Annotated in this window: 19 protein-coding genes and 1 pseudogene; 7 read left to right on the forward strand and 13 right to left on the reverse strand. The window is 70.7% G+C overall.

Going from position 1 to position 23,201, the window contains the following annotated elements:
- Nucleotides 1-86: 86 nt before the first annotated feature.
- Nucleotides 87-614: pseudogene (locus ACLZN2_RS42585) on the reverse strand (acyl-CoA thioesterase); the annotation flags it as partial.
- A gap of 31 nt (nucleotides 615-645) precedes the next feature.
- The gene (locus ACLZN2_RS42590; protein ID WP_416985150.1) at nucleotides 646-3,159 is read right to left on the reverse strand and encodes a DEAD/DEAH box helicase; all 2,514 of its coding nucleotides are present in this window, start codon (nucleotides 3,157-3,159) and stop codon (nucleotides 646-648) included.
- 145 nt (nucleotides 3,160-3,304) lie between these two features.
- Here ACLZN2_RS42590 and ACLZN2_RS42595 point away from each other — a divergent pair, with 145 nt between their 5' ends.
- Nucleotides 3,305-4,099, forward strand: a complete 795-nt coding sequence (locus tag ACLZN2_RS42595; RefSeq protein ID WP_416985151.1) for a metal-dependent hydrolase — start codon at nucleotides 3,305-3,307, stop codon at nucleotides 4,097-4,099.
- 26 nt (nucleotides 4,100-4,125) lie between these two features.
- On the opposite strand, the gene ACLZN2_RS42600 is transcribed toward ACLZN2_RS42595, so the two are convergent.
- The 4 genes from ACLZN2_RS42600 to ACLZN2_RS42615 form a co-directional block, all read right to left on the reverse strand.
- Nucleotides 4,126-4,380: a type B 50S ribosomal protein L31 gene (locus ACLZN2_RS42600; RefSeq protein ID WP_416985152.1), complete on the reverse strand. Its 255-nt coding sequence runs from the start codon at nucleotides 4,378-4,380 to the stop codon at nucleotides 4,126-4,128.
- Nucleotides 4,381-4,446: 66 nt separating this feature from the next.
- Nucleotides 4,447-4,917 carry a DUF5709 domain-containing protein gene (locus tag ACLZN2_RS42605; RefSeq protein ID WP_416985153.1) on the reverse strand — a complete coding sequence of 157 codons (471 nt, stop codon included), beginning with the start codon at nucleotides 4,915-4,917 and terminating at the stop codon, nucleotides 4,447-4,449.
- Nucleotides 4,918-5,376: 459 nt separating this feature from the next.
- Nucleotides 5,377-7,158, reverse strand: coding sequence for an ABC transporter ATP-binding protein (locus ACLZN2_RS42610; RefSeq protein WP_416985154.1), 1,782 nt, complete (start codon nucleotides 7,156-7,158; stop codon nucleotides 5,377-5,379).
- On the reverse strand, nucleotides 7,155-8,966 hold the full coding sequence (locus tag ACLZN2_RS42615) for an ABC transporter ATP-binding protein (protein WP_416985155.1): 1,812 nt from the start codon (nucleotides 8,964-8,966) through the stop codon (nucleotides 7,155-7,157). The genes ACLZN2_RS42610 and ACLZN2_RS42615 overlap by 4 nt, the downstream gene beginning before the upstream one ends.
- Nucleotides 8,967-9,210: 244 nt before the next feature.
- Between ACLZN2_RS42615 and ACLZN2_RS42620 the strand changes: the two genes are divergently transcribed.
- The 3 genes from ACLZN2_RS42620 to ACLZN2_RS42630 all read left to right on the forward strand — a co-directional run bounded on the left by ACLZN2_RS42620 (nucleotide 9,211) and on the right by ACLZN2_RS42630 (nucleotide 13,212).
- Nucleotides 9,211-9,981, forward strand: a complete 771-nt coding sequence (locus ACLZN2_RS42620) for a L,D-transpeptidase family protein (RefSeq protein WP_416985156.1) — start codon at nucleotides 9,211-9,213, stop codon at nucleotides 9,979-9,981.
- A gap of 57 nt (nucleotides 9,982-10,038) precedes the next feature.
- Complete coding sequence (locus ACLZN2_RS42625) at nucleotides 10,039-11,631, forward strand: peptide-N4-asparagine amidase (RefSeq protein ID WP_416985157.1); 1,593 nt, start codon at nucleotides 10,039-10,041, stop codon at nucleotides 11,629-11,631.
- Nucleotides 11,632-11,865: 234 nt separating this feature from the next.
- Nucleotides 11,866-13,212, forward strand: coding sequence for a cation:dicarboxylate symporter family transporter (locus tag ACLZN2_RS42630; protein ID WP_416985158.1), 1,347 nt, complete (start codon nucleotides 11,866-11,868; stop codon nucleotides 13,210-13,212).
- A 189-nt stretch (nucleotides 13,213-13,401) separates the two neighbouring features.
- On the opposite strand, the gene ACLZN2_RS42635 is transcribed toward ACLZN2_RS42630, so the two are convergent.
- Nucleotides 13,402-13,854, reverse strand: a complete 453-nt coding sequence (locus ACLZN2_RS42635; RefSeq protein ID WP_416985159.1) for a MarR family winged helix-turn-helix transcriptional regulator — start codon at nucleotides 13,852-13,854, stop codon at nucleotides 13,402-13,404.
- A gap of 93 nt (nucleotides 13,855-13,947) precedes the next feature.
- On the opposite strand from ACLZN2_RS42635, the gene ACLZN2_RS42640 reads away from it, so the two are divergent.
- Nucleotides 13,948-15,750, forward strand: a complete 1,803-nt coding sequence (locus ACLZN2_RS42640) for an ABC transporter ATP-binding protein (RefSeq protein ID WP_416985160.1) — start codon at nucleotides 13,948-13,950, stop codon at nucleotides 15,748-15,750.
- Nucleotides 15,751-15,813: 63 nt separating this feature from the next.
- Entirely contained in the window at nucleotides 15,814-16,668 is an 855-nt protein-coding gene (gene mltG / locus ACLZN2_RS42645) for an endolytic transglycosylase MltG (protein ID WP_416985161.1), read from the forward strand.
- Between the two features lie 12 nt (nucleotides 16,669-16,680).
- On the opposite strand, the gene ACLZN2_RS42650 is transcribed toward mltG, so the two are convergent.
- Nucleotides 16,681-17,778: an NAD(P)-binding domain-containing protein gene (locus ACLZN2_RS42650; RefSeq protein ID WP_416985162.1), complete on the reverse strand. Its 1,098-nt coding sequence runs from the start codon at nucleotides 17,776-17,778 to the stop codon at nucleotides 16,681-16,683.
- 65 nt (nucleotides 17,779-17,843) lie between these two features.
- Between ACLZN2_RS42650 and ACLZN2_RS42655 the strand changes: the two genes are divergently transcribed.
- Nucleotides 17,844-18,266, forward strand: a complete 423-nt coding sequence (locus ACLZN2_RS42655; RefSeq protein ID WP_416985163.1) for a secondary thiamine-phosphate synthase enzyme YjbQ — start codon at nucleotides 17,844-17,846, stop codon at nucleotides 18,264-18,266.
- 139 nt (nucleotides 18,267-18,405) lie between these two features.
- On the opposite strand, the gene ACLZN2_RS42660 is transcribed toward ACLZN2_RS42655, so the two are convergent.
- The 5 genes from ACLZN2_RS42660 to ACLZN2_RS42680 are packed head-to-tail and all read right to left on the reverse strand — an operon-like array spanning nucleotide 18,406 to nucleotide 23,063.
- Nucleotides 18,406-19,062, reverse strand: coding sequence for a CoA transferase subunit B (locus ACLZN2_RS42660; RefSeq protein WP_416985164.1), 657 nt, complete (start codon nucleotides 19,060-19,062; stop codon nucleotides 18,406-18,408).
- Complete coding sequence (locus tag ACLZN2_RS42665) at nucleotides 19,059-19,814, reverse strand: CoA transferase subunit A (RefSeq protein ID WP_416985165.1); 756 nt, start codon at nucleotides 19,812-19,814, stop codon at nucleotides 19,059-19,061. The genes ACLZN2_RS42660 and ACLZN2_RS42665 overlap by 4 nt, the downstream gene beginning before the upstream one ends.
- On the reverse strand, nucleotides 19,814-21,010 hold the full coding sequence (gene fahA / locus ACLZN2_RS42670) for a fumarylacetoacetase (RefSeq protein ID WP_416985166.1): 1,197 nt from the start codon (nucleotides 21,008-21,010) through the stop codon (nucleotides 19,814-19,816). Before fahA ends, ACLZN2_RS42665 begins: the two co-directional genes overlap by 1 nt.
- A complete protein-coding gene (locus ACLZN2_RS42675) occupies nucleotides 21,007-21,885 on the reverse strand; it encodes a hypothetical protein (protein WP_416985167.1) in 879 nt (292 codons plus the stop codon). Before ACLZN2_RS42675 ends, fahA begins: the two co-directional genes overlap by 4 nt.
- Nucleotides 21,882-23,063, reverse strand: coding sequence for a homogentisate 1,2-dioxygenase (locus ACLZN2_RS42680; RefSeq protein WP_416985168.1), 1,182 nt, complete (start codon nucleotides 23,061-23,063; stop codon nucleotides 21,882-21,884). Before ACLZN2_RS42680 ends, ACLZN2_RS42675 begins: the two co-directional genes overlap by 4 nt.
- Nucleotides 23,064-23,201 lie beyond the last annotated feature (138 nt).

A 23,201-nucleotide genomic window follows, 5' to 3' on the forward strand; every position in this document is an offset into this window, starting at 1 on the left:
CAGCACGCCAGGACTCCCCCATCAGCTCAGATGGGGCCGTGCCACACGTTCCGGGGACGCTAAAAGCGACATCTCGTCACGTACCGCCCTCTGACGTCCTCGGCGCTCCAGCGCAGCCGGTCCGCGTACCGGATGTCGAAGGGCTGACGGCGCGCCATCCGCTCCAACTGCTCGGGCAGTGCGCCCAGATGTGCCCGGATCTCCTCCGTGACCGTCGGCAGGGACTCCGGGCCCGGGACCTCACGGGCCGGCGGCAGCTGGTGCTCGAAGGGGCCTTCCTCGGGTTTGTGAAAGGAGGCGGTGAGATTGAAGATCGTGCGGCCCTGCTGCACGGCGGTGACCCGGCGCGTGGTGAACGACCGCCCGTCCCGCACCCGTTCGACCTGGTACACGATCGGCACCCCCGGTCGTCCCGGGCGCAGGAAGTACGCGTGCAGCGAGTGCACGGGCCGGTCGCCCTCGGTGGTCCGGCCGGCCGCGACCAGCGCCTGGCCGGCCACCTGCCCGCCGAAGACCCGCTGCAGGGACTCGTGCGGGCTGCGACCGCGGAAGATGTTGACCTCGATCTGCTCCAGGTCGAGCAGGTCGACAAGCCGGTCGGCGGGGTTCGTCATCGGTGTGCTTCTCCTGTGCCTCGCGCCGTTCTCACAGTTGGCCCACGTCCGTGACGCGGACGACCGCCCGGCCCTCCGCGTCGGAGGCCGTGAGGTCGACCTCCGCGCTGATGCCCCAGTCGTGGTCGTCGTTCGGGTCGTCGAAGATCTGTCGGACCCGCCACAGACCGTTCTGCGGCTCCTCCTCGATCACCAGCAACTTGGGGCCGCGGGCGTCGGGGCCGGTGCCCAGGTCGTCGTACTCGTCCCAGTACTTGTCCATCGCCTCGCCCCACGCGTCGGCGTCCCAGCCGGACTCCGCGTCCATCTCGCCGAGTTCGTCGACCTGGTCGAGAGCGGCGAGCTCGACCCGCCGGAACATGGCGTTGCGCACGAGGACCCGGAACGCCCGCGCGTTGGCGGTGACCGGCTTGACCTCGTCGGCCTTCTCCTGGGCCTCCTCGGCGGTCATCTCCTCGGGATTGGCGAGCTGCTCCCACTCGTCCAGCAGACTGGAGTCGACCTGGCGCACCATCTCACCCAGCCACTCGATCAGGTCCTGCAGGTCCTCCGACTTGAGGTCGTCGGGGACGGTGTGGTCCAGGGCCTTGAAGGCACTCGCCAGGTAGCGCAGCACGATCCCCTCGGTGCGGGCCAGCTCGTAGTGGGACACCAGCTCCGTGAAGGTCAGCGCCCGCTCGTACATGTCCCGGATGACGGACTTCGGCGACAGGGGGTGGTCGCCGACCCACGGGTGGCTCTTGCGGTACGTGTTGTAGGCGTGGAAGAGCACTTCCTCGAGAGGCTTCGGGTAGGTGATGTCCTGGAGCCGCTCCATGCGCTCCTCGTACTCGACACCGTCCGCCTTCATCGCGGCCACGGCCTCGCCGCGCGCCTTGTTCTGCTGGGCGGCCAGGATCTGCCGGGGGTCGTCCAGCGTGGACTCGACGACGGAGACCATGTCCAGCGCGTACGACGGCGACTCGGGGTCGAGCAGCTCGAACGCGGCCAGGGCGAACGTGGACAGCGGCTGGTTCAGCGCGAAGTCCTGCTGCAGGTCCACGGTGAGGCGGACGATCCGGCCGGTGGCGTCCGGCTCGTCGAGCTTCTCGACGATCCCGCCGTCCAGCAGCGAACGGTAGATCGCGATCGCGCGCCGGATGTGCCGCAGCTGCTGCCGACGGGGCTCGTGGTTGTCCTCCAGCAGATGGCGCATCGCCTCGAAGGCGTTGCCCGGCCGGGCGATCACCGACAGCAGCATCGTGTGCGTCACCCGGAAACGGGACGTCAGCGGCTCCGGCTCCGACTCGATCAGCTTCTCGAACGTGTTCTCCGTCCAGCCGACGAAGCCCTCCGGCGCCTTCTTGCGGACCACCTTGCGGCGCTTCTTCGGGTCGTCGCCCGCCTTGGCGAGCGCCTTCTCGTTCTCGATGACGTGCTCGGGCGCCTGCGCCACCACAAAGCCCGCCGTGTCGAAGCCGGCCCGTCCGGCACGCCCGGCGATCTGGTGGAACTCACGCGCCCGCAGCGTGCGCACCCGGCTGCCGTCGTACTTGGTCAGCGCCGTGAACAGCACCGTGCGGATGGGCACGTTGACACCGACGCCGAGCGTGTCCGTACCGCAGATCACCTTCAGCAGACCGGCCTGGGCGAGCTTCTCCACCAGGCGCCGGTACTTGGGCAGCATGCCGGCGTGGTGGACACCGATGCCGTGCCGTACGTAACGGGAGAGGTTGCGGCCGAACTTGGTGGTGAAGCGGAAGTTGCCGATCAGGTCGGCGATCTGCTCCTTCTCCTCCTTCGAGCACATGTTGATGCTCATCAGCGCCTGCGCCCGCTCCACCGCCTGCGCCTGCGTGAAGTGCACGATGTAGACGGGAGCCTGCTTCGTCTCCAGCAGATCGGTGAGCGTCTCCGTCAGCGGGGTGTAGCGGTATGCGTACGACAGCGGTACCGGCCGGGTCGCCGAGCGGACCACGGCGGTCGGGCGGCCGGTGCGGCGGGTGAGGTCCTTCTCGAAGAAGGACACGTCGCCGAGGGTCGCCGACATGAGGACGAACTGCGCCTGCGGCAGCTCCAGGATCGGGATCTGCCAGGCCCAGCCGCGGTCGCCCTCGGCGTAGAAGTGGAACTCGTCCATGACGACCTGGCCGACGTCCGCGTGCCGGCCGTCGCGGAGCGCGATGGAGGCGAGCACCTCGGCGGTGCAGCAGATGACCGGGGCGTCGGAGTTGACGGACGCGTCGCCGGTCAGCATGCCGACGTTCTCCGTGCCGAAGATCTTGCACAGCTCGAAGAACTTCTCCGACACCAGCGCCTTGATCGGAGCGGTGTAGAAGGTGACCTCGTCCCGGGCGAGAGCCGCGAAGTGCGCGGCCGCCGCGATCATGCTCTTGCCGGAGCCGGTCGGCGTCGACACGATCACGTTCGCCCCGGAGACCACCTCGATCAGCGCCTCCTCCTGGTGGGGGTAGAGCGTGAGACCGCGCTCCTCGGCCCAGGACTCGAAGGCTTCGTACAGGGCGTCGGGATCTGCGGTCGGCGGCAACTGATCGATGAGGGTCACGACCCCATCTTGCCTGCACGCGAGCCCGATGGGGGAATCGGCTGCCGGACCGAAGATCACGGCCGCTACGCTGTGTCGCCGACGGAGCGTCATCGCACCCGGTCAACTGGACAGCGGCACACGAGGAATGGGGCGGGCAACGGCCATGATGGGACCAGCACACTCACTGTCGGGCGCCGCCGCCTGGCTAGGCGTCGGCGCGGCCGCCGCCGCGGCGGGGCACACCATGCCCTGGCCGGTCCTTCTCTGCGGTGCGCTGATCTGCGCCGGTGCGGCGCTCGCACCGGACCTCGACCACAAGGCAGCCACCATCTCCCGCTCCTTCGGCCCGGTCTCCCGATGGCTGTGCGAGATCGTCGACAAGCTCTCCTACGCCGTCTACAAGGCCACGAAGAAGCAGGGCGACCCGCGTCGCTCCGGCGGGCACCGCACCCTCACCCACACCTGGCTGTGGGCCGTCATGATCGGCGCCGGTGCCTCGGCGCTGGCGATCGCCGGTGGCCGCTGGGCGGTGCTGGCGATCCTCTTCGTGCACATGGTGCTGGCGATCGAAGGCCTGCTGTGGCGGGCGGCGCGTGGCTCCAGCAGCGATGTGCTGGTGTGGCTGCTGGCCGCGACCAGCGCGTGGATCCTCGCCGGGGTCCTGGACAAGCCCGGCAACGGCGCGGACTGGCTGTTCTCGGACCCGGGTCAGGAGTACCTGTGGCTGGGGCTGCCGATCCTGCTGGGCGCGCTGGTGCACGACATCGGGGACGCGCTGACGGTCTCCGGCTGCCCGGTCCTGTGGCCCATCCCGATCGGGCGCAAGCGCTGGTATCCGCTGGGTCCGCCCAAGGCGATGCGGTTCCGGGCGGGCAGCTGGGTCGAGCTGAAGGTGCTGATGCCGGTGTTCATGCTGCTCGGCGGAGTCGGCGCCGCGGCCGCGCTCAACGTGATCTGACGCATGTCCGTGGCGGGGGCGACGGCTCAGCCGGTTCCGCCCTCGCCGTAGCGGCGCTCGAAGCGGGCGATGCGGCCCTCGGTGTCCACCGTGCGGGCCTTGCCGGTGTAGAAGGGGTGGCTCTCGGAGGAGATCTCCACGTCCACCACGGGGTACGTCTCGCCGTCGTCCCACTCGATGGTCTGGTCGCTGGAGGCGGTGGACCGGGTGAGGAAGGCGTAGCCGGCGGCGCGGTCGCGGAAGACGACCGGGTGGTAGTCGGGGTGCTTGTCCTGCTGCATGGGTGCTCCTCGTCGTCCTCGTCCTGGTGCTCGGGCGGTGCCGGCCGCGGAACCGGGGGTGGCGGGTCAGCCGGACAGGCTGTCCTCGTCGACGATGTGCATGGCCGCCTCCTCGGCGGACGCGGCCGCGCCGTCGATGCCGACGTCGCTGGCGACCATGGCGCTCTCCTCGTCCTCGTGGGCGCCTTCGTCCGGTGCCACGAGCCGGCCCGACCGGGACGCGCCGACCTCGTTGTCGAGGAGTTCCCCGTCGGTGCCGTCGCAGTCGCCGAGGCCGTCCCCGTCGGGCACGGCGAGGTCGGGCAGCTCCTCGGCGAGCCGCTGGTCCAGGGTCTCGCCCTGGCGGCGCTCCGCGGCCGTCACCCCGGTGTGTTCCACGGCCCAGGGCCGCTCGGGAGGGGACCAGCCGCGGTCGAGGGGGTCTGTGACGCCGTCGTCCACGAGTGTGTCCTCGGCGTCGAGCAGTCCCGAGTCCTCCTGGATGTCGGAGGCGTCGGGCTGGTAGACGTCGTCCCCCCATCCGTCGGCGCTGTTCACGGGTACCTCCAGGGGGTGACCGGCCCGTACTCACCGCGGTCGGCGGTGGGGCACCGCCGCACGGGACACCGGCCGGGCCCGGCGTGCGCCGGACGGATCCGGGCAGGTTCCCACGCGGGTGCCGGTATCCAGCGTTCCATCCCGCTTCGGCACCGCGCAACGCCAGAGTGGGAGCGGATTGCGGATGCGGCCACGGGGGCCGGAGCACAGGGCGGTGCACCTGCGAGGACCCGCGAGCGCCCGGCACCCGGGATGCGCCGGGCACCGAGCCTCGGCCGGCGGGGAGGACCCGCCCGCGGCCTCCCAGAGCGCCTCCGCGCCCCACAGACGCACCCAGCGGGTCCCGGCGGTCTCCTCGTCTCGCACCGCGCCCCACAGATGTGCTCGCCGGGCTCCTTCAGCCGCGCCGCGCCGCACCGCGGGCCGCGGGCATGCTCACCGGCCCCCGCCGGGCCGGACTCACCCGTGCCAGGACCGCCACAGCGCCGCGTACGCACCGTCCGCCGTCACCAGCTCCGTATGGCTGCCCAGCTCGCTGATGCGGCCGTTCTCGACGACGGCGATGAGGTCGGCGTCGTGGGCGGTGTGCAGGCGGTGGGCGATGGCGACGACCGTGCGGCCGTCCAGGACGCGGGCGAGGGACCGTTCCAGGTGGCGGGCGGCACGCGGGTCGAGCAGCGAGGTCGCCTCGTCGAGGACCAGGGTGTGCGGATCGGCCAGCACCAGCCGGGCGAGCGCGATCTGCTGGGCCTGGGCCGGGGTGAGCGCGACACCGCCCGAGCCGACCTCGGTGTCCAGCCCCTCGTCCAGGGCCCGGGACCAGCCGTCCGCGTCGACCGCGCCCAGCGCCGCCCACAGCTCGTCGTCCTCGGCACCGGTCCGGGCGAGCCGCAGGTTGTCGCGGAGGGAGCCGACGAAGACGTGGTGCTCCTGGTTGACGAGGGCCACGTGGGAGCGGACGTGCTCGGCGGTCATCCGGGACAGTTCGGCGCCGCCGAGGGTGATCCGGCCGTCGCGCGGCGCGTAGATCCCGGCGAGAAGACGGCCCAGCGTGGACTTGCCCGCGCCCGACGGGCCGACGAGGGCCAGCCGGGTGCCGGGGGCGACCTCCAGGGACACCTTGCGCAGTACGTCGACGCCCTCGCGGTAGCCGAAGTGGACCCGCTCGGCGAGCACGTCCCGCCCGTCCGGCGCCAGCCCGGTGTCCCCGGCGTCCGGCTCGATGTCCCGCACCCCGACGAGGCGGGCCAGCGACACCTGGGCGACCTGCAACTCGTCGTACCAGCGCAGGATGAGGTTCACCGGGTCGACGAGCATCTGCGCGAGCAGCGCGCCGGTCGTGAGCTGGCCCACCCCGATCCAGCCCTGCAGCACGAACACCCCACCGAGCATGAGGACCGAGCCCAGCACGGTGACGTGCACCAGGTTGATGACCGGGAACAGCACCGACCGCAGCCACAGGGTGTAGCGCTCCCAGGCGGTCCACTGCCGGATCCGCAGCTTGGACAGTTCGATCCGGCGGTCGCCGAGGCGGTGGGCCTCCACGGTGCGTCCGGCGTCCACGGTCTCGGCGAGGGCGGCGGCCACGGCGGCGTATCCGGCGGCCTCCGAGCGGTAGCCGGAGGGCGCCCGTTTGAAGTACCAGCGGCAGCCCGCCACCAGCAGCGGCACCGCGACCAGCACGGCCGGTGCGAGGGGTGGTGCCATGACGACGAGGCCGCCGAGCAGCAGCGCGGCCCACATCACGCCGATCGTCAGCTGGGGCACGGCCTCGCGCATGGCGTTGGCCAGCCGGTCGATGTCCGTGGTGATGCGGGACAGCAGATCGCCGGTACCGGCCCGCTCCAGCACACCGGGCGGCAGCCGCACCGACCGTACGAGGAAGTCCTCGCGCAGATCGGCCAGCATCCGCTCACCGAGCATGGCGCCGCGCAGCCGCACCTGGCGGACGAACGCGGCCTGGACGACCAGGGCGAGCACGAACAGCGTGGCGACGAGCCCCAGATGGAGCTCGCGCGCCCCGTCGGAGAGCCGTTCCACCAGGTCGCCGAGGAGCCAGGGACCCACCATCGAGGCGACCGTGGCGACCGTGTTGACGAGCAGCAGGAGCAGGAAGGCGCGGCGGTGCCGGCGCAGGAGTTCGGCCACGTAGGCGCGTACGGTCGCGGGGGCGCCGACGGGCAGCGTGTTCGCCGTCGTCGGTGCCGCCGGGTCGTACGCCGGTGGCGGCACGCCGATCATGCGGTCTCCTCGATCTCTTCCAGTACGTCCAGCTCGGTCTTGTCCAACTGCGTCAGCGCGTCGTCGAGGGCCGTCTCCTCGTCGGTCTCGCGGGTGACCACGGCCCGGTACCGGGGCTCGGTGTGCAGCAGTTCGCGGTGCTCACCGACCGCCGCGACCTCGCCCTCGTGCACCAGGACCACCCGGTCCGCCCGGTCGAGCAGCAGCGGCGAGGAGGTGAACACCACGGTTGTGCGACCGGCCCGCAGCCCGCGCACGCCCTCGGCGATCCGGGCCTCGGTGTGCGAGTCGACGGCGGAGGTGGGTTCGTCGAGGACGAGCACCTCCGGGTCGGTGAGCAGCGACCGGGCCAGGGCGAGCCGCTGCCGCTGGCCGCCTGACAGGGAGCGGCCGCGTTCGGTGATGCGGGCGTCCATCGGGTCGTCGGCGTCCAGGGAGCCCTGCACCAGGGCCTCCAGGACGTCCTCGCACTGGGCGGCCGCGAGCGCCGCGCGCGCGTCCACGGCACCCGAGGCGGGTACGTCGAGCAACTCGCGCAGCGAACCGGACAGCAGCACCGGGTCCTTGTCCTGGACGAGGACGGCCGTGCGCGCGGTCTCCAGCGGGAGTTCGTCCAGCGGGACACCGCCGAGCAGCACCGAGGGGCCGTCCTCCGGAGGGTGGCCGCCCAGCCGTTCCGCGAGCCGTCCGGCCGCGTCCGGGTCGCCGCACACCACCGCGGTGAGCCGGGCGGCCGGCGCGAGCAGTCCGGTCGCCGGGTCGTACAGGTCGCCCGAGGGCACGTCCCCCGCGCGCGATCCACCGATGTCCGTGACCCGCTCCAGCGACAGCACACCGGCCGCGCGCCTGGCGGACGGTCGCGAGAAGGAGTACGCCATCGCGATCTCCTCGAAGTGCCGGAGGGGATACGTCAGCACCATGACAGAGCTGTAGACCGCGACGAGTTCGCCGACGGTGATGCGGCCCTCGTGGACCAGACGGACGCCGTAGCAGACGACCACGATCAGCAGCAGGCCGGGCAGCAGCACCTGGATGGCGCTGATCAGGGACCACATGCGGGCGCTGCGCACGGCCGCGTGCCGGACCTCCTGGGAGGCGCTGCGGTAGCGGGCGAGGAAGAGTTCCTCGCCGCCGATGCCGCGCAGCACCCGCAGGCCGGCCACGGTGTCCGAGGCCAGTTCGGTGGCGCGTCCCGCCTTCTCGCGCTGGACGTCTGCCCGGCGCGTCGCGTGCGGCAGCAGCGGCAGCACCGCGACCGCGAGGACGGGCAGGCCGACGGCGACGACGATGCCGAGGGCCGGCTGGTAGACGACCAGGCCGATGCAGACCAGCACGACGGTCAGGGCCGCGGCGGTGAAGCGGGAGACCGCCTCGACGAACCAGCCGATCTTCTCGACGTCACCGGTGGACACGGCCACCACCTCGCCGGCCGCGACCCGCCGGGTCAGCGCCGATCCCAGCCGCGCGGCCTGGCGGGCGAGCAGCTGCTGGACGCGGGCGGCGGCGGTGATCCAGTTGGTGACGGCGGTCCGGTGCAGGAAGGTGTCGCCGATCGCGGTGGCCGCCCCGAACAGGGCCATCAGCCCGCCGGCCAGGGCGAGTCGGCTGCCGGAGCGGTCGACCACGGCCTCGATGGCGAACCCGACGCAGAACGGCTGAGCCGAGACGGCGACGAAGTGCAGCAGTCCCCAGGCCAGGGATTTCAGCTGGCCGCCCAGTTGGTTGCGGCCGAGCCACCACAGGAAGTGAGGCCCCGAGCGCGCGTCCGGCACACCCGGGTCGGGATACGGAAGGTCTTGGATCTGCATGACGTCCCAGTGGCTCGTGTCAGGAGGGGAAGGGGGAGGGGAGAGGGGGGAGGGGAGAGACAGGCGGGCGGAGGTACGAGAAGAACCCGCGAGGCGCGGCAACAAACCGTGAAAGGTTCGCGTCGCAGCGTGGTCGGAATCAACTGGTTTTCTGCTGAGGCGCAGGGATCCGGTTGCTTGCCGACACGGCTTCCATGTCCGGGATCTGACGCATATGCCGGGAAAGTGGTGCGAGCATGAGCGGATGCGACATGGCGGTGTGCGGCCCCGGGTGGCCGCGACGTTGGCCGGAGTCCTCCTTCTCGCGGCCCTGTCCGCGTGCGGCGGCGCGGACACGGGACGAAGTGGCGGCAGCAGGGCGGCGGCAGGGGCCGAGGGGAGCGCGGTCGCTTCCGGTGCCGGCGCATCGAGCGCGGCGTCGAGCCCCGCGGCGCCGACCCGGATTCCGGATGTCGGCGACCGGCTGCACCGGCGCATTCCGGCCACTTCCCGCCAGGTTCTGGCGGTGTACGGCGACGGAGCGGACTCCGCCGAGTCCACTGCCGTGCTGTACGCCAGACGGGGCCCGGTCTGGGAGCGTCTGCGCAGCTGGCCCGCACACAACGGCAAGAAGGGCTGGACCCCGGACCACCGTCTCGGGGACAACCGCAGCCCCGTCGGGGTCTTCACGCTCACCGCCGCGGGCGGCGTCCTGGACGATCCCGGGACCAGGCTGCCGTACACGCGGTCGGAGGACTACGCGGCACCGCGCTGGTGGGACGAGTCGCACTGGCACGACTTCGACTACGTCATCGCCATCGACTACAACCGGGTCCCGGGTACGCCGCCCGACGACGGGGAGCAGCCCTTGGGTGAGGAGAAGGGTGGCGGGATCTGGCTGCACCTGGACCACGGTGACGGTACGTCCGCCTGCGTCAGCCTGTCCAAGGAGGCGATGGAGTACCTGCTGATCACGCTCGACCCGGATCACGATCCCGTGGTGGTGATGGGGGACAGGGAAGCGCTGAAGGCGTAGTACCGGCGGGGGAGGCGTCATTGCGGGCGTGGGCCGACTCCCCGTAGAACACCGGCCATGAAGAGACGGTTAATCATGTCCATGCTCGCCGGGGCGACCCTCCTGGTGGGCACCCTCCTCGGGGCGGCTCCGGCTCGATCGGCCGACGTCCCCGCCGAGTTCGGCACCGACTGGCACGACCCGGTGACCGCGGCGCCGCCCGTGGACAGGCCTTCGGGCAGATCCTGCCAAGTCACCATCGCCGAGGCGCAGTTCCGGGACTTCACCCCGTACAAGGGCACCTACACCCCGCCGGACGGCTGCGGCGACCGCTGGAGCAAGGTGGTGCTGCGCCTCGACGGCAAGGTCAAGGGACGCCAGTTCGACCGGCTCGGCTATCTGCACGTCGGCGGCGTCGAGATCTTCCGCACCTCCACGCCGGAGCCCTCGCCCGACGGCATCGCATGGTCCGTGGAGAAGGACGTCACCCGCTACAGCGACACCCTCCGCGGGAGCCAGGACGTCGAGATGCTCATCGGGAACGTCGTCGACGACACCTACACCGGCGTGATCGACGTCAAGGTGACGCTGACCTTCTACGCCGGGAAGCCGGCCGAGATCCCCGACCGCGTCCTCCCCCTGACCGACGGCGCGACCCTCACCACGCCCCGCAACAGTGAACGCGTCGTCGCCGAGGTGTACGCCACCGGCTCCGGCGGAGGCTGCGAGGAGTACTGGTATCTGACGGTGCCCGCGCAGGCGCCGTACTCCTGCCGGGCGGACGACGGCCCGTACCGCGAGGTGCAGGTCAGGGTCGACGGGCAACTGGCCGGAATCGCCACCCCGTTCCCGACCGTGTGGACCGGCGGCTGGTCCAACCCCTTCCTCTGGTACGTGATCCCGGGCCCCCGCGCCTTCGACATCAAGCCGATCGAATACGACCTGACGCCCTTCGCCGGAATCCTCAACGACGGGCGCCCACACCGCGTCGAGGTGTCGGTCGTCGGTGTGCCCGCGGGGCAGAGCGGCTGGAGCACGCCGGTCAACGTGCTCGTCTGGCAGGACCACGGCAAGGCCGTCGTCCCCGGGAAGCTGCTTCGCGGGGACGTGGGTGACCTCGCCAACTCCACGGCCTACACGCCCGGTACGGAGCACCGCCTCGACACCGAGGGCGGGCACCGGCTGACCGTCGCCGGCTATCTCGACACCTCGCACGGCCGGGTGAGGACCACCGTCACCCGCACCCTGGCCAACACCTCCGCCCACCGCTGGACCGACGGTGAGACCGTGGACGGCCTCGACGCCACCTGGACGGACGACGAGAAGGTCACGGTCGACGGCCGAGGACGGACTGTCACCACCCGGATCCACCGCACCTACACGATGAACGGCACGACCACCCTCGGCGCGGACGACCGTCTGCGGACCGTCCTGACACTGGGGGACCGGGCCGGCGCCGTGACGACCCGGAACGGCCGGCGCGCACAGTGGTCGCGGCTCGACGACACGTACACGGGTGACGCCACGTACACCGTCGGAGTGCCCCGCGACCAGCGTCACGCGGTCGGCACGACGAGCGAGCACTACCGGCTCCGCGGCTCGGACGGCTGTCACGACCGCCGACTCACCACGATCCAGGGGGTGCTGACGGAGGATCACAGCGGCTGCTGAGCCGACAGGCGTGCGACGCGTCACGCGCGACGCTTCACGCGCGACGGGATTTACACGGCCGAAACGCGGCGGTCTTGTGCGCGATCAACGGCACCTCCAAAGTGATCGCAGCGGAAGCTGCTTTCCGCATCGCAGAAGTCCCATGTCCCCCGGGGCTTCTGCGTGCCGACGACCCCCCACAAGTCGTCGCCCCAACGAGCCGTCGCCCCCACGTCGTCCCCACAAGGAGTGCCCGTGCCGCCGTCCGTCCCGTCCCTGCCGCGACGCGTCGCACGCATACTGCGTACCTCACTCTTCGCGCAGGTCGCCTGCGCGCTCGTACTCGGCATCGTCGTCGGAAAGCTGTGGCCCGGCGTGGCCACGGACCTCCAGCCGCTCGGCGACGGATTCACCCGTCTCATCAAGACGATCATCTCGCCGCTGGTGTTCTGCGTGGTCGTCGTCGGCATCGCCAAGGCCGGTGACCTCAAGGCGTTCGGCCGGATCGGGCTCAAGGCCCTGATCTGGTTCGAGGTCGCCAGCACTCTGGCCCTCGTCATCGGGCTGCTCGCCGCCAACGTCGTCCAGCCCGGCTCCGGGATGAACGTCGACCCGTCCACCCTTGACACCTCGGCGGTCGACGCGAAGACGGGCGGCGGCTCGCTGCCCTCGACGACCGAGTTCATCGTGAACGCGCTGCCCACCAGTTTCATCGGCGCCTTCGCCGAGAACGCCCTGCTCCAGGTGCTCGTCCTGGCCTGTCTGGTGGGTGCCGCGCTGCTGCACCTCGGACACACGAAGGTGCCGCAGGTGCTGCCCGCGATCGAGCAGGCCCAGGAGATCATCTTCGCGGTCGTCGGCTTCGTCATGCGCCTGGCGCCGATCGCGGTGTTCGGCGCGATGGCCGTCCTGATCGGCAACTACGGGCTCGGTGTCATCGAGACCTACGCCAAGCTGATCATCCTGTGCTACGCGGCCGCCGCCTTCTTCATCGCGCTGCTGGCCGTGGCCCTGCGTCTGGTGACCGGGCTCAGCCTCTGGAAGTTCCTGCGCTACATCCGTGAGGAGATGCTGCTCGCGCTCGGCACCGCCTCCACCGAGGCCGTCATGCCGCGGGTCATGCAGAAGCTGCGCAAGGCGGGCGCCCGCGACGACGCCGTGGGTCTCGTGCTGCCCACGGGCTACTCCTTCAACCTCGACGGCGCCTCGCTGTACCTGTCCATCGGCACGCTGTTCATCGCCCAGGCCGTGGGTGTCGACCTGAGCCTGGGGCAGCAGATCACCGTGATCCTGGTGCTGATGCTGACCAGCAAGGGCATGGCCGGCATCCCCGGTTCGGCCTTCCTCGCCCTGTCCGCGACGGCGTCCTCCCTGGGGGCCATTCCCGCGGGCGCGGTCGCCCTGCTGCTCGGTGTCGACCGGATCATGGACTCGATGCGCGTGGTCACCAATCTGCTCGGCAACTGTGTCGCGGTCTTCGCGGTGTCGCGGTGGGAGGGGGCGCTGGATCTGGGGCGGGCGAAGAAGGTCCTGGACGGCGAGGCCGTCGCGGAAGTCGAGGAGACGTCGGTGTCCGAGCCGACGGCGCCTGTCGCCCCATAGCTCGGGGTGTGCCGGGTCGCGGGCGGCTGCGGGTGGTTTCGTGGCTGGTCGCGCCCATGCGGCGGAGCCGCATATGGATACGGCCCCGCGCCCCTTGTGCGTCGGCCCAGTGGGCCGGCTTTTCAGGGGCGCGGGGAACTGCGCGACCAACCCCCACGCACCCGCAGCCGCCCACGACCCGTCGTGCCCCTACCCGCGGCGCGCGTCCGGCACCCCGTCCACCAGCGTGTCCAGCAACCCGCCCAGCACCTCCCGCTGCCCTCCCGACAGCGGAGCCAGAATCTCCTCGGCTGCCGAACGCCGAGCGGCCCGCAGTTTGCGCAGGGCCTCCCGGCCGTCGTCCGTGAGCTCGATGCGGATCACCCGGCGGTTCGTCGGATCGGGAACCCGCCGCACCTTGCCGCCCGCCTCCAGCCCGTCGACCAGCGTCGTCACCGCGCGCGGGACCACCTCCAGGCGCTCGGCGAGATCGGCCATGCGCGGCGGTGAGCTGTAGCAGGCCAGCGTGCGCAGCAGACGGGACTGCGCGGGCGTGACACCGAGGCCGCGCTGCTCGATGTGCCGCTTCTGGATCCGGTGCACGCGGCGGGTGAACCGCAGCAGTTGCTCGGCGAGCACGCTGTCGGAATCGGGGGTGGTCATGCGGGAACAATATCAGGATGCCGTTCATTGTGAGTATAGGTAACAATGAGCTATGGTCAGCTCGTCCCGCCCGCTCACCTCCCGTAGGAGCCCATGCACCCCGACAAACCAGACTCCTGGATCCCGTCCGCCGAGGCCGAGGGGCACCCCCGGCAGGTCCGCCGCATCCTCGGCCTCTTCCGTCCCTACCGGGGCCGGCTCACGGTCGTCGGCCTCCTCGTCGGCGCCTCGTCACTGGTCTCGGTCGCCACGCCGTTCCTGCTGAAGGAGACCCTCGACGTCGCCATCCCCGAGGGCCGCACGGGTCTGCTGAGCCTGCTCGCCCTCGGCATGATCCTGAGCGCCGTGCTGAGCAGTGTCTTCGGCGTCCTGCAGACGCTGATCTCCACGACCGTCGGCCAGCGCGTCATGCACGACCTGCGCACCGCCGTCTACGGCCGGCTGCAGCGCATGTCCCTCGCGTTCTTCACGCGCACGCGTACCGGCGAAGTGCAGTCCCGCATAGCCAACGACATCGGCGGCATGCAGGCCACCGTCACCTCCACGGCCACGTCCCTGGTCTCCAACTTCACCAGTGTGGTCGCCACGATCATCGCGATGATCGCCCTCGACTGGCGGCTGACGGTCGTCTCCCTGCTCCTGCTGCCGGTCTTCGTGTGGATCAGCCGCCGTGTCGGCAACGAACGCAAGAAGATCACCACCCAGCGCCAGAAGCAGATGGCAGCCATGGCCGCCACGGTCACGGAGTCGCTCTCGGTGAGCGGCATCCTGCTCGGCCGCACCATGGGCCGCGCCGACTCGCTCACCCGCTCCTTCGCCGAGGAGTCCGAGCAACTGGTCGACCTGGAAGTGAAGTCCAACATGGCCGGCCGCTGGCGCATGGCCGTGATCACCATCGTCATGGCCGCCATGCCGGCGGTCATCTACTGGACGGCCGGCATGGCCCTCCAGCTCGGCGGCCCGGACGTCTCCCTCGGCACGATCGTCGCCTTCGTCTCCCTCCAGCAGGGCCTGTTCCGCCCCGCGGTCAGCCTGCTCGCGACCGGTGTGCAGATCCAGACCTCCCTCGCGCTCTTCCAGCGCATCTTCGAGTACCTCGACCTGCCGATCGACATCACCGAGCGCACCGACCCGGTCCACCTCGACCAGGTCAAGGGCGAGGTCCGCTTCGAGAACGTCGCCTTCGCCTACGACGACAAGGGCGCGCCCGTCCTCGACGGCATCGACGTCACCGTGCCGGCGGGCGGCAGTCTCGCGGTCGTCGGTCCGACCGGCGCCGGCAAGTCCACGCTGGGCTACCTGGTGCCGCGTCTGTACGACGTGACCGGCGGCCGGGTCACGCTCGACGGCGTCGACGTCCGCGACCTCGACTTCGACACCCTCGCGCGCGCGGTCGGCGTCGTCTCGCAGGAGACGTACCTCTTCCATGCGACGGTCGCCGACAATCTGCGCTTCGCCAAGCCGGACGCCACCGACGAGGAACTCCGTACGGCCGCGCGGGCGGCGCAGATCCACGACCACATCGCCGCCCTGCCCGACGGGTACGACACAGTCGTCGGCGAGCGCGGCCACCGCTTCTCCGGCGGCGAGAAGCAGCGTCTGGCGATCGCCCGCACCATCCTGCGCGACCCTCCGGTGCTGATCCTCGACGAGGCGACGAGCGCCCTGGACAACCGCACCGAGCACGCCGTGCAGGAGGCCATCGACGCGCTCTCCGCCAACCGGACCACGCTCACCATCGCCCACCGGCTGTCCACCATTCGCGGCGCCGACCAGATCGTGGTGCTCGAGGCCGGCCGCCTGGCCGAACGAGGCACGCACGAGGAGCTGCTGGAGCAGGACGGGCGGTATGCGGCCCTGGTGCGGCGGGATGCCAGCCTGGAGCCGACAAGATGACAATAGGCAAGCCTATGACAGGTTATGCCGGGTTTATAACGATATGAGGGTTACCGTGCCCGCATGCAGATGAACACTCCGCCACGGAGCACGATTCGACTGACGCGCCGGGGCCGGCTCGCCCTCATCGCGACCGGAGCCGTCGTGGCCGGTACCGCCGTGGCGGTGCCGCTGCTGAGCACGGAGCACAAGGCGCCCGAGGCACCGAAGAAACCCACCGCCCTGGTCATCCCGGAGGGCTGGCGCGCGAGCCAGATCTACGAGGCCGTCGACAAGGCCCTCGCCCTGCCCGCCGGCACGACCAGGAAGACGCTGCCCCAGGCCGGACTGAAGCTGCCGGAGGATGCCGAGGGCAACCCGGAGGGCTACCTCTTCCCGGCGACGTATCCGCTGGACAAGAAGACGACCCCCCGGTCGCTGCTCGCCTACATGGTCGACACGGCGAACAAGAGGTTCAACGGAGCACCGGTCACCGCGGGCGCCCAGCGCAACGCGATGAACGTCTACCAGGCCGTCACGATCGCCAGTCTGGTCCAGGCGGAGGCCGCCACCAAGGCGGACATGGGGAAGGTGGCCCGGGTCGTCTTCAACCGGCTGGAGCGCGGCATGCCCCTGCAGATGGACTCGACCATCAACTACGCACTGAACCGTTCGACGGTGCGGACCACGGAGAGCGACACCCGGATCGAGAGCCCCTACAACTCCTACCAGCGCATGGGCCTGCCGCCGACGCCGATCGACAACCCCGGCGAGGAGGCGATGCGCGCCGCCATCCACCCCACCCCGGGCGACTGGCTGTACTTCGTCACGGTCAAGCCGGGCGACACCCGTTTCACTGCGAACTACCAGGAGCACCAGCGCAATGTCGCCGAGTTCAACCGGAACCAGCGAAGCCCGTCGGCGAAGGCGGCCGGATGACGCGCCGGGACGTCAGGCGGCGGCCGGTTCCCGCTCGGGCGCCCCGGCCCCCTCGGCCAGCAGTCGCCTGATGTCCCGTACGGCCGCCCGGCCCGCCCGGTTGGCGCCGATGGTGCTGGCGGACGGCCCGTAGCCGACCAGATGGATCCGCGGATCGGAGACCACGCGCGTGCCCTCGACCCGGATCCCGCCGCCCGGCTCGCGCAGCCGCAGCGGCGCGAGATGGTCGATGGCGGCCCGGAACCCGGTCGCCCAGAGGACGACATCGGCGTCGACACGGTGCCCGTCGTCCCACTCCACACCCTGCGGGGTCATCCGGTCGAACATCGGCAGCCGGTCGAGGACCCCGTCCGCCAGCCCCTGCCGGATCGCGTCGTTCAAGGGCAGCCCCGTCACGGACACCACGCTCTTCGGCGGCAGCCCCTGGCGCACCCGCTCCTCCACGAGCGCGACCGCCGCACGGCCCGCCTCCTCGTCGAACGGCCCCTCGCGGAACACCGGAGGCCGCCGCGTCACCCATGTCGTGGCGGCGGCGTACGGCGCGATCTCCAGCAGGTGCTGTGTACCGGACGCCCCGCCGCCCACCACGATCACCCGCTGCCCGGCGAACGCCTCGGGCCCCGGATACTGCGCGGTGTGCAACTGGCGCCCGCGAAACGTCTCCTGCCCCGGATAACGCGGCCAGAACGGCCGGTCCCAGGTGCCGGTCGCGTTGATCAGCGCCCGCGTCGACCAGGTGCCGTCGGAGGTCTCGACGAGCAGCCGCCCGCCGGACCCCTCGCGCACGGCCCGGACGTCCACCGGCCGCCGTACACGCAGGTCGAAGGTCCGCTCGTAGGTGTCGAAGTACTCGGAGATCACCTCCGAGGACGCCCGCGCCGGATCGGCCCCCGTCAGTTCCATGCCCGGGAGCGCGTGCATGCCGTGCACCTTGCCGTACGTCAGTGAGGGCCACCGGAACTGCCAGGCGCCGCCCGGACCGGGAGCGTGGTCCAGCACCACGAAGTCACGCTCCGGCACGAACCCGGCACGCCGCAGGTGATAGGCGCCGGCCAGTCCCGCTTGGCCGGCGCCCGTCACCACCACCTCGACCCCACGAATGCCGTTCACGCTTCCACCAACAGTGCGGGTCTGGCGGATCTTCCCCGGGCCGGCCCATGGGTCAGGATGGTGGCATGTCAGACGCGTTCACCACCCGAGTACTGCACGTCGCCTCCGGCACCCGGGAGCGGGTCGTCGATCTCACCCAGGACTGCGAGGCCTTCCTGCGGGAGGCCGCCGGCGACCGTGACGGCCTGCTGAACATCTTCGTCCCGCACGCCACCGCCGGGATCGCCGTCATCGAGACGGGCTCCGGCAGCGACGACGACCTCCTCGCCGCCCTGCACACGCTCCTGCCCGCCGACGACCGCTGGCAGCACCGCCACGGCAGCCCCGGCCACGGCCGCGACCACGTCGTCCCGGCCTTCGTCCCACCCCACGCGACCCTGCCCGTCCTGGCCGGGAGGCTCGAGCTGGGCACGTGGCAGTCGGTGTGCCTGGTGGACACCAACATTTCCAATCCCAACCGTCAGGTGAGGTTGAGCTTCCTGGGATGAGCAAGATCGTCCTGGGGGTGGCCGCCGAAACTCCTTACGCTTCGTGCGGAGCAGGAGATGGCGATGCCGATGGTCACCTGGGACGAGACCGAACAACCCTACGGGGCACATCATCGGCTGGGCTGTGCCGCGTTCCGTGTCAGGCCGCGACAGGAGTACCTGTCTTGTCGCGCAGTTCGTCGAGGGTGACCCCAGGTGCCAGTTCGACGAGCCGGCACCCTTCGGGCGTGAGGTCGAGCACGGCCAGGTCGGTGATGATCCGCTGCACCACCCCCTGTCCGGTGAGCGGTAGGGTGCACTCCTCGACGATCTTGTGGGTGCCGTCCTTGGCCACGTGCTCCATCAGCACGATCACGCGCTTGGCGCCGTGGACCAGGTCCATCGCTCCGCCCATCCCCTTGACCATCTTCCCGGGCACCATCCAGTTGGCCAGGTCGCCCGCGACGGAGACCTGCATGCCCCCGAGCACCGCGGTGTCGATGTGGCCACCGCGGATCATGCCGAAACTCTGGGCGGAGTCGAAGAACGACGCCCCGGGGCTGACGGTGACGGTCTCCTTGCCGGCGTTGATGAGGTCGGCGTCGACCTCGTCGGCGGTCGGGTACGGGCCCGTTCCGAGGATGCCGTTCTCGCTGTGCAGGGTGACCCGGACCCCGTCCGGGAGGAAGTTCGGGATGAGCGTCGGCAGGCCGATGCCGAGGTTGACGTACTCGCCGTCACGCAGTTCCCGCGCGGCGCGCGCCGCCATCTGGGACCGGGACCAGCCGGTCCGCTGCTCGCTCGTGGCCTCGCTCATGCCGCACTCTCCCGGACGGTCCGCTTCTCGATGTGCTTGGTCTGCGGGCCGGTGTGGACGATCCGCTGGACGTAGACGCCGGGCAGGTGCACCTCGGCCGGGTCGATCTCACCGGGCTCCACGAGCTCCTCGACCTGCGCGACGCAGATCCGCCCCGCCATCGCGGCGAGCGGGTTGAAGTTCATCGTCGCCTTGTTGAAGACGAGGTTCCCGTCGGTGTCGCCGACCTTGCCGTGGACGAGCGCGAAGTCGGCCACGATGCCCTCCTCCAGGACGTACCGGCGGCCGCGGAACTCGCGGATCTCCTTGGGCGGGGAGGCGACCAGGACGTCCCCCTCCCGGCCGTATCTCCAGGGCAGACCGCCCTGGGCGACCGGAGTGCCCACGCCCGCGGGGGTGTAGAACGCGGGGATGCCGGAGCCGCCCGCGCGCAGCCGCTCGGCCAGGGTGCCCTGCGGCGTGAGCTCCACCTCCAGTTCACCGGAGAGGTACTGGCGGGCGAACTCCTTGTTCTCCCCCACGTAGGACGCCGTGACCCGGCGGATGCGGCCGAGGTCGAGGAGGACGCCGAGTCCGATCCCGTCGACGCCGCAGTTGTTGGAGAAGACCTCCAGGTCGTCGGCCCCTTGGTCGGCCAGTGCCTGGATCAGGCGGTCCGGGATCCCGGAGAGCCCGAACCCGCCGACGGCGAGCGAGCTTCCCGGTGCGATGTCGGCGACCGCCTCAGCGGCCGAGGCCACCGTCTTGCCCATCACGCCTCCTGACGCTTGCTGCTGGTGATCCGGCCGCGGGCCTCGCCGAAACCGATCCGGGTTCCGTCGGCGCCCGGGGCCGTGGCGGTGAGGACGATCTCGTCGCCGTCCTCCAGGAACGTGCGCTGCTGCCCGTTGACCGTGACGGGCTCCTTGCCGCCCCAGGTCAGTTCGATGAAGGCACCGCGCTGGTCCTTCTCCGGTCCGGAGATGGTGCCGGACGCGAACAGGTCACCGGTGCGCGAGGGAGCGCCGTTGACCGTCTGGTGGGCCAGCATCTGGGCCGGAGACCAGTACATCGCGGCGTACGGCGGCCGCGACACGACCTGGCCGTTCCAGGCGACCGTGAGGTCGACGTCGAGGCCCCAGGGCTGCCCCATCCGCAGATACGGCAGAACGGCCGGCTTCTGGACGGGAGTCGGGATCCGGGCGGCGTCCAGGGCAAGCAGCGACACCACCCACGGGGAGACGGTGGAGGCGAACGACTTGCCCAGGTTGGGGCCGAGCGGGACGTACTCCCAGGCCTGGATGTCGCGTGCGGACCAGTCGTTGAAGAGCACCACGCCGAAGATGTGCCGCTCCGCGTCCTCGGCGCCGATGGACTCTCCCATGGCGTTGCCGGTCCCGAGGACGAAGCCGAGTTCGGCCTCGATGTCCAGGCGGGTCGAAGGTCCGAAGACCGGTGCCGGATCCTGGGGGCCCTTGCGCTGCCCGCAGGGCCGGCTGATGTCGGTGCCGGAGACGACGATGGACGCCGCCCGGCCGTGATAGCCGACCGGCAGGTGCTTCCAGTTCGGCATGAGCGGATCGGGATTGTCGGGTCGGAACAGCCTGCCGAGGTTTGAGGCGTGGTACTCGGAGGCGTAGAAGTCGACGTAGTCGGCGACCTCGATCGGCAGGTGCAGCGTCACCGCGCCCAGGTCGTGGACAGCCGCGGTGGGGACCTCGCCCTGGAGCCGCTCGGTGATCGCCGCCCGGACCTCGACCCAGCGGGGGTGGCCCTGCGCCATGAAGGCGTTCAGGCTCGGGCGGGCGAAGACGTCGTCGTCCAGCAGGACGGCCAGATCGATGACGTGGTCGCCGTAGCGGGTCGCCACGCGCGGCTCCTGACAGGGCGTCGAGTAGACGCCGTAGGGCAGGTTGGCCAGGCCGAACAGGGAGTCGGTCGGGACGGTCAACTGGGTGGTGCTGGTCATGCGGACACCTCGGTCAGGTCGGCGATGGTCGAGGCGGGCAGCAGGCCCAGACCGGCCGACTCGGTGGCGGGTTCGGCGATGGAGCAGGTGCCGAAGGAACGGAGCAGGTCACGGACGTCAGGCGGGAGAGTGCGTACCCGCTCGGCGATCGCGTCGCCGTCGCGGTCGGCCAGCAGCTCGACCAGCTCCGCCTCTTCGGCCCCCTTCAGGGCCGCGTTGGTGGCCACGAGCAGGTTGAGGAAGCCGTGCTGCTCGAATCCGGTCTCCGGATCGGTGTTGCGCAGCGCGTGGTGCAACCCCGCGGTCGCCTTGAACGGCACCCCGGCCCGCACGGCGGCCAGAACGGTCGCCGCCAGTTCGCGCTCATCGGGGTAGAGCTCGGCGCGTACACCGCCGGTGCGGAACTTGGCCAGATAGGGGGTCCCGGCGAGCTCGGCGAGCAGCGCCTCGCGCCGGTTGTCGCGCGGCACCTCGACATAGACGGTGAGGCCGGTGTCGTCCTCGACCGCCTCGGCCAGGGCAGGTACGACCGCCTCGGCGGCGACCGCGTCCGGTACGGCGACCTCGAGCCCGACCAGCCGCACGGCCGGGATCCGGAGCGCGGCGGCGACAGCGGCGGAGACACCAGGCAGCGGAACGGTCACGGAGAGGGCGAAAGAGCCCTCGGGGAGGTCGGCGGTCAGCCCGGCGAGCCGGTTGATGTCCTTGGCGGCGAGGACGAACGCGCCTACCAGCCCGGCGTGGGCGCCGCGGGTGTGCTCCACGTGGGCCGGGACGGCCTCCTCGATGGGCAGGCTGCCAGGCGGGAAGACCGCCGCGTCGTCCAACATGCCGGCGAGTACCGGGGGAACCTCCGGTGTCAGCGGGGCGCTCATCGGTTCTGCTCCCAGGAGTAGGCGTACGTCCCGTCGTCCGTCGCGCGGGCGGCCTCGCCGAGTTGCAGGGGACGGAAGGTGTCGACCATGACCGCGAGCTCGTCGAAGAACTCCGCTCCGATCGACCGCTCCATGGCACCGGGCTGGGGACCGTGGGGATGGCCGCCCGGGTGCAGGGAGATCGAGCCCTGGCCGATCCCGGAGCCCTTGCGGGCCTCGTAGTCGCCGCCGCAGTAGAACATCACCTCGTCGGAGTCGACGTTGGAGTGGTAGTACGGCACCGGGACGGCCAGTGGGTGGTAATCCACCTTGCGCGGCACGAAGTTGCAGATCACGAAGTTGTGGCCCTCGAAGACCTGATGAGCCGGCGGTGGCTGGTGGACCCGGCCCGTGATCGGCTCGAAGTCACGGATGTTGAACACATACGGGTAGAGACAGCCGTCCCAGCCGACCACGTCGAAGGGGTGGTTCGGCAGCGTGTGGACCGTCCCCACGACGCCGCCCGGCCCGCGGTGCTTGATGTACACCTCGACGTTCTCGCCCTCGACGAGCTTCGGACCGACCGGGAGGCGGAAGTCGCGCTCGCAGTACGGCGCGTGCTCCAGGAGCTGGCCGTGCTGGGACAGGTAGCGCCGCGGGGGCCCGATGTGCGAGTTGGCCTCGACCGCATAGATGCGTACGGTCCCGTCCGGGACGATCCGGTATGTGGTCGCCCGCGGGACGATCACGTAGTCGCCGTAGCCGACCTCGAGGTCCCCGAAGACCGTCTCCACGCGTGCGCGCCCGTCCTCCACGTAGAGACACTCGTCGCCGATCGCGTTGCGGTAATAGGGGCTCACGGTGTCGGCCACGACATACGCCAGCCGTACGTCCTCGTTGCCCAGCAGCAGCCTGCGGCCGGTCACCGCGTCGACGCCGGACTCGCCGTCGGTGAACAGCTTGTGCGTGGAGAGGTGACGGGGCACCAGGGGATGGTTGGGCACCAGGGACTGGTCCCCGAGGTCCCACACCCGGTACTCCCGCACTGCCGACGGGATGTGCCGGTGGTAGAGCAGCGAGGAGTCGGAGGAGAACCCCTCTTCGCCCATCAGCTCCTCGTAGTAGAGGTTCCCGTCCGGGTCACGGTGCTGGGTGTGACGTTTCGGTGGAACCGCGCCCGCCCGGTGGTAGTACGGCATGTCTCTCTCCTCATGACTCGGAGTCGCGGTGCCGCGTACGATCACGATGCGAATGTGCGCTCAGCGCACATTTTTGTGCGATGGAAGCAACAAAATTGAAGCTAAGTCCCCGGCAGTGGCCCAGTCAAGGTCGCGTCT

It is taken from the genome of Streptomyces sp. T028 (genome assembly GCF_048159505.1).
Classification (GTDB): Bacteria; Actinomycetota; Actinomycetes; order Streptomycetales; family Streptomycetaceae; genus Streptomyces.